The sequence below is a fragment of the Acinetobacter sp. CY79 genome (assembly GCF_059515845.1).
In genome coordinates this window covers 75,355-88,804 of record NZ_JCAKMY010000006.1, presented here as the reverse complement: position 1 = coordinate 88,804, position 13,450 = coordinate 75,355, and the positions used below count along the sequence as shown (strand labels likewise).

10 protein-coding genes, 1 tRNA gene and 2 pseudogenes are annotated in these 13,450 nt (G+C 40.1%); 8 read left to right on the top strand and 5 right to left on the bottom strand.

Annotated features, from left to right (window positions below; all coding sequences use genetic code 11):
• Positions 1-47: 47 nt before the first annotated feature.
• Positions 48-431, bottom strand: a complete 384-nt coding sequence (locus AC5YCE_RS03460; protein WP_496124638.1) for a tetratricopeptide repeat protein — start codon at positions 429-431, stop codon at positions 48-50.
• A gap of 384 nt (positions 432-815) precedes the next feature.
• Here AC5YCE_RS03460 and AC5YCE_RS03455 point away from each other — a divergent pair.
• Positions 816-1,614, top strand: a pseudogene (locus AC5YCE_RS03455) (cation diffusion facilitator family transporter).
• Positions 1,615-1,708: 94 nt separating this feature from the next.
• Here the strand turns inward: AC5YCE_RS03455 and AC5YCE_RS03450 are convergent.
• From AC5YCE_RS03450 to AC5YCE_RS03435, 4 genes are all read right to left on the bottom strand, one after another.
• Positions 1,709-2,050 (bottom strand): zinc-ribbon domain-containing protein, encoded by a 342-nt coding sequence (locus tag AC5YCE_RS03450; protein WP_496124639.1) that lies wholly within the window; start codon positions 2,048-2,050, stop codon positions 1,709-1,711.
• 103 nt (positions 2,051-2,153) lie between these two features.
• A tRNA-Glu gene (locus AC5YCE_RS03445) sits at positions 2,154-2,229 on the bottom strand.
• Between the two features lie 112 nt (positions 2,230-2,341).
• Positions 2,342-3,850: a glutamate--tRNA ligase gene (gene gltX / locus AC5YCE_RS03440; protein ID WP_496171062.1), complete on the bottom strand. Its 1,509-nt coding sequence runs from the start codon at positions 3,848-3,850 to the stop codon at positions 2,342-2,344.
• 136 nt (positions 3,851-3,986) lie between these two features.
• Positions 3,987-4,304, bottom strand: a complete 318-nt coding sequence (locus tag AC5YCE_RS03435; protein ID WP_496124641.1) for a DUF4179 domain-containing protein — start codon at positions 4,302-4,304, stop codon at positions 3,987-3,989.
• A 650-nt stretch (positions 4,305-4,954) separates the two neighbouring features.
• Between AC5YCE_RS03435 and AC5YCE_RS03430 the strand changes: the two genes are divergently transcribed.
• The 7 genes and pseudogenes from AC5YCE_RS03430 (at position 4,955) to mraY (ending at position 13,401) form a co-directional block, all read left to right on the top strand.
• Positions 4,955-5,971 (top strand): sulfate ABC transporter substrate-binding protein, encoded by a 1,017-nt coding sequence (locus tag AC5YCE_RS03430; protein WP_496171101.1) that lies wholly within the window; start codon positions 4,955-4,957, stop codon positions 5,969-5,971.
• Between the two features lie 288 nt (positions 5,972-6,259).
• On the top strand, positions 6,260-7,174 hold the full coding sequence (rsmH, locus tag AC5YCE_RS03425) for a 16S rRNA (cytosine(1402)-N(4))-methyltransferase RsmH (protein ID WP_496171061.1): 915 nt from the start codon (positions 6,260-6,262) through the stop codon (positions 7,172-7,174).
• Positions 7,175-7,183: 9 nt separating this feature from the next.
• Positions 7,184-7,519 (top strand): cell division protein FtsL, encoded by a 336-nt coding sequence (gene ftsL / locus AC5YCE_RS03420; RefSeq protein ID WP_496151460.1) that lies wholly within the window; start codon positions 7,184-7,186, stop codon positions 7,517-7,519.
• Positions 7,520-7,528: 9 nt separating this feature from the next.
• Positions 7,529-9,363 (top strand): annotated as a pseudogene (gene ftsI / locus AC5YCE_RS03415) (penicillin-binding protein PBP3).
• Between the two features lie 3 nt (positions 9,364-9,366).
• Positions 9,367-10,860 carry a UDP-N-acetylmuramoyl-L-alanyl-D-glutamate--2,6-diaminopimelate ligase gene (locus AC5YCE_RS03410; RefSeq protein ID WP_496124644.1) on the top strand — a complete coding sequence of 498 codons (1,494 nt, stop codon included), beginning with the start codon at positions 9,367-9,369 and terminating at the stop codon, positions 10,858-10,860.
• A 12-nt stretch (positions 10,861-10,872) separates the two neighbouring features.
• On the top strand, positions 10,873-12,282 hold the full coding sequence (locus AC5YCE_RS03405) for a UDP-N-acetylmuramoyl-tripeptide--D-alanyl-D-alanine ligase (RefSeq protein ID WP_496124645.1): 1,410 nt from the start codon (positions 10,873-10,875) through the stop codon (positions 12,280-12,282).
• Positions 12,283-13,401 (top strand): phospho-N-acetylmuramoyl-pentapeptide-transferase, encoded by a 1,119-nt coding sequence (gene mraY / locus AC5YCE_RS03400; RefSeq protein ID WP_496171060.1) that lies wholly within the window; start codon positions 12,283-12,285, stop codon positions 13,399-13,401.
• Positions 13,402-13,450: the final 49 nt, after the last annotated feature.

Genomic DNA, 13,450 nt, shown 5'->3' with positions numbered 1-13,450 from the left:
ACCAGCCTAAGGGCTGGTTCTTTTTTTAGTGCGTAGGTTGTAATAATTTAGGAAATAACCAAGTTACTCAAGGCTTTTTCAAGGATATTTTTAGCATCACGATGACCTTGGCTGGCTGCTTGATCAAGCCATTTTTCAGCCTGCGTATAGCTTCGATCTAGTCCGAGTTGCCCATTTAAATAGCTCAGCCCCATTTTATACTGTGCTTCTTTATCGCCCCTTAATGCTGCTCGTAAGTAAAACCAAACAGCATTACGTGCGTCATCTCCATTGCAGTAAGTCGCTTCATGATGACTGATACATCGATTAAAGCGCTCTTCATAATCATGTGCTTTAATTAATTCAGACATGGTTTCTGAGCTACTGTTTAAATGATTTGAGAAAATATTCTGAATATAATCTCGAATACGTTTAGAAAGAGTTGAAATCATCTATACCTCCTCGCATTCCGTGCATGGCTGGATTTTGATTGTTTATTTTTATAACTACACAGTAGTTTTAACCTAATCCATATTTTTAAACAATAAAAACTTATTAAAAATACGAGTATTTTGTAATTTAATCTTTTGGAAATAAAAACTTAAAGCTTTAATCACGACTTAATTTTTGATCCTAATCCAATATTTATTATTCGAAAAGCATATATGAAGTTATCTAAATGGAAATATTTGTGATAAGTATATCAAGCTATTCTCATCAGTATGTAAGATCAACTTTCAAATGAAAAATTATAAATGGGTATAGAGTCGATGATGGATATACATTAAGGTTATGATCATAGTCATGCGGTTGTCACTGAAAATAATGCACAAAAACTGACATTCGCTTTAATTCTCACCTCAACCTTTTTAGTCATTGAAATTATTGCTGGTTTTGTCACGCAAAGTCTGGCACTACATCTCTGATGTGGCGGATATGTTTAGCGATGCTGCTGCATTAGCTATTGCACTTGTTGCAATCAAAATTGCTAAATTACCTGCGGATAGTAAACGCACTTTTGGCTATCAGCGTTTTGAGATTCTAGCAACTCTTTTTAATGCCTTGATGTTGTTTGTGGTGGCGATTTATATTCTGTATGAAGCTTACCAGCAATTTTAATCATCCGCCAGAGATTCAAAGCTTAGCCATGATGGGGGTGGCAGTGATTTGGCTTGTGACCAGTCTCATTTCAATGAAAATATTATTCTCAAGTTCCTCAGAAAGTTTAAATATGAAAGGTGCTTATCTATTTCACAGGTTGGATTTGGGTTGATATGCTTATAGCAGTGCTTATGAGTTTTTGGGTGATTCCAAGAACTTAGATTCTATTGAAACAGAGTATTTATATTTTATTGGAAGGTGTACCCGAAGAAATCGATATAAAACATCTGCGAAATGATTTATTAAATTTAAAAGATGTTCAAAGTATTCATTAACTTAAAGTCTGGGCAATTACCTCTAAAAAATATACATCTCACTATACTTTCTTGGCGCCCTATACGAATAAAAAATGAATTTTATGCTGAAGCATCAGAAATGCTGACGTATCAACATGCCATTACAGAAATGACTTTACAGATTGAAGATGATGAATGTATTGCACAGTCACATCATCATAATGATTTGCGTAGGTGATAAGGATGCCCCTTACATCAACACTAATCTGTGTATTTAAAAAATAAACTTGAGTACCTTGGGAGGTACTCAATTACTCAAACGCAAAACTCAATTAATTTTCCCATTCATGATGACAATCGCGACACTTCCATTTTTTTTGCGATTGCATAAATGCCTGCATTGATATTTTGAAATCAGGAAGATCACGCCAAAACAGAGCACCAGCTACGATCCCCACCACAAAAACAACAACCGTTGCGATTTGTAGTGTTTGACCTGCACCATCACCAAAAATCATCATCACTAAACTGCTGACGATCAGTAGTAATAAGATGAAGATCGTAGGAATAAGTACGATTAAGCTTTTAGGTACATTGGGTCGTACAGCAGGACTGTTCGCACTTGCAAGAGGCATGATCTTGCGACTTTGGCATTTAGGGCATTGGTATTGCATGATGACTCCACAATTCTTTTGATCAATTCTATAACATTGCAGCAAAATCTAAAACTTAGAGATAAAAAAAAGCCACTGATGAGTCAGTGGCTTTTTCAGAATTTGGCGTCCCTACGGGGATTCGAACCCCGGTTACCGCCGTGAAAGGGCGATGTCCTAGGCCTCTAGACGATAGGGACAATATCGAGGCAACACCACTTCATCTTTTGGATTGAAGTACTAAGTTATTCGCTTAGCTGGTGTGAGCGCTATATTAGGGATATCGCGCTCTTCCGTCAACACTAAATTCAGTTAAGCTTCATCAACTGCATCATTTTTCGGCAGTTTTAAGCTTTGATTGAGTTTTTCCCAAACTTTTGCTTCTTTTTTGCTCGGGCCGCCAACAATCTCTAAAGCATGACGTAAACGTGCGAACGTTAAATCGGGACCAATCGTCACCATGGATTGCATCACAGGGGTTGACGAGGTTGAGCCTGCAATTGCAATAAAAAACGCTGGCATGAAATCACGAAGTTTGATGTCCATTTGATTCGCTAAATCCATAAGCGTTTGGCTGACAGTGTCGTTGTTCCAAGTGAACAGACTTTCTAAACGCCAAATCGCAAATTGTAAGCTTTGACGAACTTGTTCTTCTGACAATTTTTTGCTTTCAAACTGTTCTTTATTCAGTGTTGGGAACTGATTGAAATAGAAACCTGCCCAATTTACAGCTTCAGACAATAGATTGATGCGGGGTTGAATCGCAGCAGCGATCTGCTCTAAAGTCTGACGGTCAGACTTCCAAGCCAATAGCGTGTCTAACAACTGACCCGGCGTTAATGCTTTGATCCATTGACCATTAAGCCAATTCAATTTTTCTACATCAAAAATTGGACCGCCGAGCGAGACACGATTGATGTCAAAGTGTTCAATCATTTCAGCCAAAGTGAATTTTTCACTTTCGTCTGGCATTGACCAACCCATACGCCCAAGGTAGTTCAATAGCGCTTCTGGCAACACACCGATGTCTTTGTAGTAGTTAATCGACGTTGGGTTTTTACGTTTAGACAATTTTGATTTGTCTGGGTTACGCAGCAATGGCATGTGACAAAGCACAGGCATATCCCAACCGAAGTATTGATATAACAACTGATGTTTTGGTGCAGAAGGAATCCATTCTTCACCACGGATCACATGGGTGATTTGCATTAAATGATCATCAACCACGTTTGCCAAGTGGTAAGTCGGCAACCCATCGGTTTTGAGTAGAATTTGCATGTCGACTTGTGCCCATGGAATTTCAACTTCACCACGAAGCATATCGTTAAATTTACAAATACCTTCCGTTGGTACTTTCATACGTATCACATGCGGTTCGCCCGCTGCTAGACGCGTTTCTACTTCGTCTTGAGATAAAAGAAGACCACGGCCATCGTAACGAGGTGATTCGCCACGGGCTTGCTGTTCAGCACGCATTTGGTCTAATTCTTCAGCTGTTGCGAAACAGTAGAAAGCATGGCCTTGTTCAACAAGGTCGACTGCGTATTGCTTGTAAATGCCCATACGTTCAGATTGGCGGTAAGGTGCATGAGGACCACCGATATCTGGGCCTTCTGACCAATTCAAACCTAACCAACGCAGTGAATCTAAAATCATTTTTTCAGATTCAGGTGTTGAACGTAGCTGATCTGTATCTTCTATACGAAGAATAAACTCACCGCCATGTTGTTTTGCAAAACAGAGGTTAAACAAGGCGATATAAGCAGTACCGACATGAGGAAAGCCAGTAGGAGAGGGTGCAATACGAGTACGAACGGTCATAATCGAAAATTATTCAAAATATAAATTAGAACTATTATAACGAAAAAGCCCTGTCACTTTATGATTTATTCATCAATAAAGGACAGGGCGGATAAAAAACTTTTTGGGGGAAAAGTTTTCTAAACGTTACACTTTATTACGAGCTTTGTTGAGGGAAAATAGCCTGCACAAAACGTGAAAAACGTTGATGTTGATTCGCTAAAAAATTCTGTGTAGGTGCGGATTTTAAATTGGTTAGTGCTTTAATTTGATCGTTCTCATTTAAACTTTTATTCGCAGAGCGATCGCGCTTTTGCTGAGAAAGTGCTTTTTCAATCGGCGAGAGTTGTTTCTCAAAGCTTAAAGGAACTTCAACAGACTTTGCTGTTTTTTTTATGGCAGCAGCTTGAGTACCTTGTGTTCCAACCATACATAATGCACTTAAGCAAACGGCTGTAAAAACTTTTAATTTCATTTCCAATCAATCCCCTAATTTGTATTGTTGTAAAATTTATACTTTATGGTATCCATTCTACTCATTAATGCAAGAAAAGTACAAATAGTTCACACAAATTTACAAATGATAATCATTATTAAAGATATTTAAGAGCTCATTGCATTATTAAATTACACTTGCATTATTCTGCATAAAAAAGATGGAGATAAAATGAAGATACAATCTTGACGCAAATTTAGATGGACCTTGAATAACGAAAATAAGCATGATTGAAAACGGATATCTGAATATTTTACAAAAACTCATTTAGCTTTTAACTGTTTGAATTTAAATTTGAAAATACAAAATAGTGCAGTTCAATCGAAATAATTCAGGAAACTTATTTTGTGAATGAGTAATCTCTAATGAATTGCTGATTGAAACTGAATAGGAATGATTGAATAGATCGGAATAAAAAGTTTATGAAGGTCTTTATCCTTTTCATTCATATTCAAATCATAAAATCGTATAAGTTATATAAACTATTAAAAAAGCATAAAGTTATTTAAAAACAATAATTTAATTTCATTGATTTATTTGGCTATATTCCAGACTGTGTGAGTAATTGCAGTTCAATATGTAATTCCATATATTGGCTCTAATTTATGAAGATTACAGATTGTGTTGCTATGAAACTTCAAATCAAAACTATTTTCTCCTCATTATGTCTGGCACTAAGTTTGTCAGGCGTTGCGGCATCGACTCAAGCAGCAGAACGCGAATTTTTAAACGTGTCTTACGATGCTACACGTGAATTTTATGATGAGTTTAATGATTCTTTTGGTCAGTATTGGAAATCACGTACTGGACAAAGGGTTAATTTTAAACAGTCACATGGCGGTTCTGGTAAACAAGCGCGTTCCGTTGTGGATGGTTTAAAAGGCGATGTTGTAACACTCGCTTTAGCCAATGATATTGAAGAAATTGTAAAATCTGGTCAAATTAAGGCAGGCTGGCAAAAAGAATTCCCGCATAATTCTGCGCCATATACTTCAACGATCGTATTCATGGTGCGTAAGGGTAATCCTAAACACATTAAAGATTGGAGTGATTTAACCAAACCCGGCGTAGAAATTATTACGCCAAACCCAAAAACGGGTGGTTTGCCACGTTGGGTATACCTGTCTGCATGGGGCTATGCACTGAAACAACCTGGTGGTAATGAAGCTAAAGCCAAAGACTTGGTGACTAAACTATATCGCAATGTCAAAGTGATGGATTCTGCTGCACGTGCTTCAATGACAACATTTGCAGAACGTAAAATTGGTGATGTATTACTGACTTGGGAAAATGAGGCTTTGGTTACACAGAAAGCTTTAGGTAAAGATAAGTTTGATATTGTTTATCCTTCAATGTCGATTTTGACAGAGCCATCTGTGGCAATTGTTGATAAAACGGTTGAGCGTAATGGCAATAAATGGTTAGCTACGGGCTACATTAATTATTTGTATTCGCCACTCGGTCAAGAAATGGCAGCAAAACATTTCTATCGTCCACGCAATGCACAAGTATTAGCAAAATATAAACATCAGTTCCCAACGATTAAAACATTTACGATTGATGACGTGTTTGGTGGTTGGGCGAAAGCACAACAAACCCACTTTGTGAATGGGGCTACCTTCGATCAAATTTATAATAAGCGTTAATTCAGCCCTTAATTTTATGTTCTTAAAAGCCAATCATTCGTGATTGGCTTTTTTTATTAAAATTGATCGAGCTGTTTGTTTTTCTCAATTTTAGGTTTTAAGCGTAGAGAAATTTTTCAATATTAGGATCGAAATTTAAGATGACCCATCATTTTGTGCAAAAGTAGTGTCATGAGAAACGGTTTTGCCTATAGAAAGTAATATTTTCCTACAAAAAGACGTTTGGAGCTTTTCTAAAACAAGGTAATAATGTGCAGTTACATTTTTCATGGTTTTGAATAAACAATTATGTCGCATATTTCTGTATTACTTCACGAAACTGTTGATGCCCTCGTGGCGGATCGCAATACAGGAATTTTTGTAGATGGTACTTTCGGACGTGGTGGTCATACGCGTTTATTACTGTCTAAATTAGATGAAAATGCGCGTGTTTATGCATTCGATAAAGATCCACAAGCACTTGCTGTTGCAGCAGAACTTGAACAAGAAGATCCACGTTTTACGATTATTCATGCCAGTTTTGCAGATTTGAAAAATGAAATGAATCAACGGGGTATCGAAGAAGTTGACGGTGTGATGGCGGATTTGGGGGTATCATCACCACAACTGGATCAAGCTGAACGTGGTTTTAGCTTCATGAAAGATGGTCCACTCGATATGCGTATGGATAACTCGCAAGGTGTAACAGCAGCAGATTGGTTAGTTGAAGTGTCTGAAGAACACTTGGCCAATGTGATTTTTCAATATGGCGAGGAACGTTATAGTCGTCGTATTGCAAAAGCCATCAAAGCTGCAGGTTATATTGATACCACAGCCAAATTGGCTGAAATTGTTAAAGTTGCCCATCCGAAATGGGAAAAAAATAAGCATGCTGCAACGCGTACTTTCCAAGCGATTCGTATTGAAATTAACAAAGAGCTGGACGATGTACATGAGTTTTTACCGCAAGCGCTAGATTTGTTAAAATCTGATGGACGTTTGGCTGTGATTAGCTTCCATTCTTTGGAAGATCGAATTATTAAACAATTTATTCAAAAAGAATCGACTTTAGCAGAAGATACAGGTTGGGGAATGCCTCAGAAAATTGAAGAGACACGTCGTTTGAAAAAGATTGATCGTGTACGTGCCAGTGAAGCGGAAGTGAAAGAAAATCCACGTTCACGCAGTGCATGGCTTCGAGTGGCAGAACGCATTAATAAATAAAGGCGACGCATGAAATCTGAAATATTAGAAGAACAAGATACAAATACTTTGGCGAGAAAAAAAGTATTGGTTTACATCATCTTGACCTCGCTAATTTTAGTGAGTGCCTTTATGGTGGTGTATCAGGTGTATTTGTATCGTCATGATTTTCGTGAACTTAATACCCATATGCGTGAACGTGAAGACATTAACGCAGAGTGGGGACGTTTGCTGATTGAACAGCAAACTTTTGGTGCAACTGCACAGATTGGTACGCGTGCTGTAACGCAATTACGTATGTATTCACCACCGACTGCACAAACGGTGGTGATTTCTTTACCCACAAAACCAGAGCAAAATAAATAGGCATGCTGAATGGTCGATAAACGGACAACAAAACAACCACGCAAAAAACAGCAGTCGATTTCAGAAAAACCGACGATTGCAGTGGATATGTGGCGTTTTTATTTAATGTGGGGCGTCGTATTATTTTGCTTCGTCATGTTGGTCGCACGTGCATTCTATGTGCAAGTGATCAATAAGGATTTTTTGCAAAATAAAGCCAATGCCAAGATTTTAAGAACAGAAAAAATGAAAGCCATGCGCGGTGTGATTAGCGACCGTAATGGCATTCCTTTGGCGATCAGCACCCCGATTATGAAGGTGGTGATTGATCCACAAAATTATTATGAAACCAAAGATACCTTTGATCAAATCACTGCAGAATTAAAGAAAACACCTGACAGTCGAAAGCTTAAAAATCAGTTGCCGAAAGAAAATCTAAACTTAGATGAACTTGCTGATGCCGTGGGTATTGATCGTGCCGATTTAAAGAAACGTGTGAAAGAACGTTCGCGTTCACGTTATTTAGTTCTGAAAAAAGAAGTACCACCGCCTCAAGCAGATTTATTAGTACAGCGTAATTTTGCTGGTGTTTATGCTGAAAAGTCATATAAGCGTTACTACCCACAACCACAACCCAATGCTCAAATTATTGGTCTAACCAATACCGAGGGTACAGGCATTGAAGGTTTGGAAATGCAGCTCAATAAGCGCCTAGCAGGTGTGGATGGCGAGCAAAAACTGGTTCGTGATAAACATGGTAACCGTGTGCGAACGCCTGAAGTGATTAAAGAGGTTGAAGCAGGCGAAAACATTACCCTCAGTATCGACTCACGCTTGCAATACATTATGTATCGCGAATTGACGGCTGTAGGCGTAGCAAATAATGCACGCTCTGCTACAGCAATTGCTGTGGATGTAAAAACGGGTGAAATTTTGGCGATGACCAGTTGGCCGTCGTATAACCCGAATGATAAAAATAGTCTTTCCAATAAAGATGCGATGCGTAACCGTGGTGCTGTGGATTCATTTGAACCGGGTTCAACCATGAAGCCGTTGACCGTGGCGATGGCACTTGAAAGTGGGAAATATAAACCGAATTCTGTTGTGAATACCACACCAGGTTCAATGCGTGTGGGCAATCATACCATTCGTGATACGCATAACTATGGTGCGTTGACACTGGGCGGCATTATTCAAAAGTCATCAAACGTCGGTGTTGCGAAGATTGCACTATCACTGCCATATCCAACTCTTCCAACCTTCTACAAGCGTTTAGGTTTTGGTCAGCGTTCAGCAGTGAAATTTCCAGGCGAAAGTCCAGGTCTGATTTTGCCTCCAAGTAAGTGGAATGTCTCTGAAGTCGCAACGATGTCTTATGGTTATGGTCTGAATGCCACGGTATTACAGTTGGTTGATGCCTATGCGATGTTGGCGAATAAAGGTGTAAAAATGCCTTTAAGTCTTTACAAATTAGATGCTCAGCCAAAGGGTGAGCAGATGATTGAGCCTAAAATTGCAGATGATGTTTTATTGATGATGGAAACTGCAACTTTGCCGGGCGGTACAGCAACCCGAGCAGCGATTCCAGGTTATCGTGTTGCAGGTAAAACAGGTACGGCGCACAAGTTACGTGCAGACCGTAAAGGCTACTCAACCAATGAATATCGTGCCTTATTTGCAGGGGTTGCGCCTGTCAGTGATCCACGCTTAGCCATGATTATGGTCGTTGAAAATCCGAAAGGAAGTTATTTCGGTGGTACGGTATCCGCACCTGTATTTGCGAAGGTGATGCAAGAGTCGTTAAGACTGTTAAATGTGCCTTTAGATAAACCTTTAGATACTCCAAAAATCCAGTAAATAGGTGATGAATGTCCATTACATTTCAAGATCTTTACACCGTTGAACAAGCGCCTGAATGGATGAAATCATCCTTTCAGGGCTTTAGTCTGGATAGTCGAAAAATTACTTCAGGGCAAATTTTCATTGCCCTGACTTCATTTTCACAACCTGAAAAAACGGCAGAATTTGCACAAAAAGCACTGGATAATGGTGCATTAGCCGTGATTTCAGAAACTGAACTAGCGCTTCAACCAAGTTTAGTTGTTCCCAATCTTCGTCATGTGATGGGGCAATGGCAAAAACAATATTTACAGGCGACTGATCCTGTTCAAGCGACTCGAATTATTGCGGTGACGGGAACCAATGGCAAAACCACGATTTCACGTCTTATTGCTGAATTATTGATGTTGCAAGGTCAGAAATGTGCCGTGATGGGAACGACAGGCAACGGAATTTTACCTGAGCTTGAGTCTTCTTCGCATACCACATTAGATGCTTTACATTTACAAACAGCTTTACATGATTATGCGCAACAAGGCGCTGAGTTTGCTTCAATTGAGGCAAGCTCACATGGTTTGGAGCAGGGGCGTTTAAATGGCTGTGATATTGAAATTGCAGCATATTCCAATTTAAGCCGTGATCATTTGGATTATCACGGAACGCTTCAAGTTTATGCGGAAGCCAAAGCTGCGTTATTTAAATTTGAATCTTTAAAAGTTGCGATTATTAATATTGATGATCAGCATGCACATATTATGCTCAACGCTGCTCAGCAAAATCCGTCAAAACCACGAATTTTGACTTATTCAACGACGCAAACTGCGGATTACCAAGTTCAAAATATTCAATATAGTCTGAGTGGTGTGAACTTTAAATTGGTCACAGCACAAGGCGAATTTGACGTACATAGTCCATTGCTCGGTCATTTTAATATTGAAAATATTGTGGCCAGCCTAATTGCAGCGGAGCAGGCTGGTTTTGATCTCTGTACATTAATTGAAGTCGCACCTCAATTGAAAGGCGCACCAGGTCGTATGCAAGTGCTACGTGATGGTGAAAAGCTATTTGTGGTTGATTATGCGCACACTCCTGATGCATTAATTCAAGTGTTGATTACCTTGAAACGTCATGCTTCAAACGATTTGTGGGCAGTCTATGGGTGCGGTGGTGATCGAGATCGTGGTAAACGTCCACTGATGACACAAGCGGCTTTAGATTATAGCGATGTGGTTCTGATGACCTCAGACAATCCAAGAACAGAAGACCCTGAGCAAATTTTTGCAGATATGAAAGTAGGGATTGACTTGAATAGTCGTACCGTACATGAAATTCATGATCGCCGTGAAGCCATCAAATTTGCTGTCAAAAATGCCAAAGATGGCGACATTGTGGTGATCGCAGGTAAGGGGCATGAAAACTACCAAGACATAGATGGGGTGCGTCATTGGTTTGATGATGTCGTGGAAGTTCAATCTGCGATTGATGCTCAGCCTCACGATACACATTCAGCATATCCAGCGTAATAAGGAATCCATATGCATACTTCAACAACCAGCACGGCGACATTAGTCCCTTGGACAGCAGAACAATTAAAAGATGCAACTCAAGGGCAATGGCATAACGATAAAGTGCCTTCTGGTGAGATTAAACGGATTTTGACTGATTCACGTGATGCAGAACATGGAGATGCATTCTTAGCACTCAAAGGTGAACGCTTTGATGCGCATGATTTTATTGCACAAGTTGCAATACAGGGTTGTGAAATTGCGATTGTCAGCCAACCGATTGATGCGGATATTTGCCAGTTGGTGGTTGAGGATACGCGCTTAGCACTCGGTCACTTGGGGGCTTATCGTCGCCAAAAAAATCCGCAGTTGAAAGTGATCGCACTCACAGGCAGTAGTGGTAAGACCACCACTAAAGAAATGTTGGGCAGTATTTTAAATCGAATTGCCCCGACCTTAATCACGCGTGGCAATCTCAATAATGATTTGGGTGTCCCGATGATGCTGTTGGAGCTTCGCCCAGAGCATCAATATGCGGTCATAGAGTTGGGTGCAAGTCATCAGGGTGAGATTGATTACACCTCAAATCTGGTTCAGCCTCATGTTGCAGGGATTATTAATATTGGGACTGCACATTTAGGTGAGTTTGGCGGCCGTGATGGAATTTGTCGTGCGAAGTCTGAAATTTATGCGCATATTGCTGAGACAGGCACATCCATTGTTCCTCGTGCAGATGACTTTGCTGAAACGATTTTAAAATCCGTGGTGACAGATCAAAAGATGAGTTTCGGTCAAGGTGGGGATGTGTATGCAACTGAAATTCAACTTCATCCTCAATCTGCGACTTTTACATTGAATACACCAAATGGATCACGCCAAGTCGATTTGCCATTTGCAGGTGAGCACAATGTCCAAAATGCAACAGCAGCAACTGCCTTTGCATTGGCTATAGGAATATCTCTAGAGGATGTCGTTGCAGGTTTGGAAACTGCGACAGGCGCTAAAGGTCGTCTGAACTTTATTCAAAAAGATAAATACTTATTTATTGATGATACCTATAATGCCAACCCCACTTCGATGCGCGCGGCGGGTGAAGTCCTTGCTCAACAAGAAGGTATTCGTGTCATGGTGACAGGTGATATTGGAGAGCTTGGATCTGCTGCTGCGCGAGAACACTATATGCTCGGTCGCGATTTAGTTTCGCTTAAAGGTTTGAACTTTGTTGTCGCTGTCGGAGAATTTGCCCCTGCAGCACAAGAGGGTGCGCGTAGTACGCAATATGGTAAAAAAATGCAGGCTTTCTTAAATCAAGAGCAAGCTTTGCCATTTTTAGTTGATTTAATTAAAACACATCAGCCTCAGTCCATGAGTTTCCTATTTAAAGGTTCTCGTTATACCCATATGGAAACGTTGATGACTGAATTGATGGAGAAGATCTAAATGCTGTTATGGTTATTTGAGCAACTGGCGGGCTATCACAGCTCGTTTAACGTGGTTCGCTATTTAACGTTACGTTCATTGCTGAGTGTCTTGACAGCATTGGCGATTGGATTGGCGCTTGGACCCATGATGATTCGTAAGCTTCAAGCATTGAAGTATGGTCAAGCGGTCAGCTCTTATGCCCCTGAAGGTCATGCCAAGAAAATGGGTACACCAACGATGGGCGGGATTTTGATTCTCCTCTCCATCGGGATCTCAACATTATTGTGGGCTGATTTATCCAACCCCTATGTTTGGATCGTTCTAGCCGTGATGGTGATTTTTGGTGCTGTGGGCTGGGCAGATGACTGGATTAAAGTTCGTTATAAAGACAATGCGGGTTTACCTGCAAAGAAAAAATTCTTTTGGACTTCAGTGGGTGCACTCGGCGCAGGCATCGCGTTGTATATTATCGCCCAGCAAGAAGCAAATCCTGTCAATACTGCCAACATGTTGGATTTGCTGATTCCATTTTTAAAAGATTTTAGTATTCCATTGTCGGCAATTCCATTGGGTATTGGCTTTATTATCTTTACTTTCTTGGTGATTAACGGTGCGTCTAATGCTGTGAATTTAACCGATGGTTTGGATGGTTTGGCAATCATGCCCATCGTACTGGTTGCTGCAGGATTGGGTGTATTTGCGTATCTAGCAGGTGATGTACGTTTTGCTAATTATTTACATATTCCTTATGTGAGAAATGCATCGGAGCTTGTGGTGATTTGTGCTGCCATGATTGGTGCAGGTTTGGCTTTCCTTTGGTATAACGCACATCCAGCTCAAGTGTTTATGGGTGATGTCGGTGCATTATCATTGGGGGCAATGCTCGGTACGATTGCAGTGATGGTACGCCAAGAAATCGTATTCGCGATTATGGGGGGTGTATTTGTGGTGGAAGCGATTTCAGTTTTCTTACAGATCGGTTCATTGCGTATGCGTCAAAAGCGAGTTTTCTTGATGGCGCCATTGCATCATCACTATGAGAAAAAAGGCTGGCGCGAGACACAAGTGGTGATTCGTTTCTGGATTATCACAATTATGCTAGTAGTTTTAGGTCTAATGACTTTAAAATTACGCTAAGCCTCAATACTTGAAAAAGTCGGCAATTGCCGGCTTTTTTATTGCCACA

Excerpts from the sequence above, each read along its gene's own strand:
- AC5YCE_RS03435 (WP_496124641.1), bottom strand. The coding sequence starts at position 4,304 with ATGAAATTAAAAGTTTTTACAGCCGTTTGCTTAAGTGCATTATGTATG.
- AC5YCE_RS03450 (WP_496124639.1), bottom strand. The coding sequence starts at position 2,050 with ATGCAATACCAATGCCCTAAATGCCAAAGTCGCAAGATCATGCCTCTT.
- gltX (WP_496171062.1), bottom strand. The coding sequence starts at position 3,850 with ATGACCGTTCGTACTCGTATTGCACCCTCTCCTACTGGCTTTCCTCAT.
- AC5YCE_RS03460 (WP_496124638.1), bottom strand. The coding sequence starts at position 431 with ATGATTTCAACTCTTTCTAAACGTATTCGAGATTATATTCAGAATATT.
- ftsL (WP_496151460.1), top strand. The coding sequence starts at position 7,184 with ATGAAATCTGAAATATTAGAAGAACAAGATACAAATACTTTGGCGAGA.
- mraY (WP_496171060.1), top strand. The coding sequence starts at position 12,283 with ATGCTGTTATGGTTATTTGAGCAACTGGCGGGCTATCACAGCTCGTTT.
- AC5YCE_RS03405 (WP_496124645.1), top strand. The coding sequence starts at position 10,873 with ATGCATACTTCAACAACCAGCACGGCGACATTAGTCCCTTGGACAGCA.
- rsmH (WP_496171061.1), top strand. The coding sequence starts at position 6,260 with ATGTCGCATATTTCTGTATTACTTCACGAAACTGTTGATGCCCTCGTG.
- AC5YCE_RS03410 (WP_496124644.1), top strand. The coding sequence starts at position 9,367 with ATGTCCATTACATTTCAAGATCTTTACACCGTTGAACAAGCGCCTGAA.
- AC5YCE_RS03430 (WP_496171101.1), top strand. The coding sequence starts at position 4,955 with ATGAAACTTCAAATCAAAACTATTTTCTCCTCATTATGTCTGGCACTA.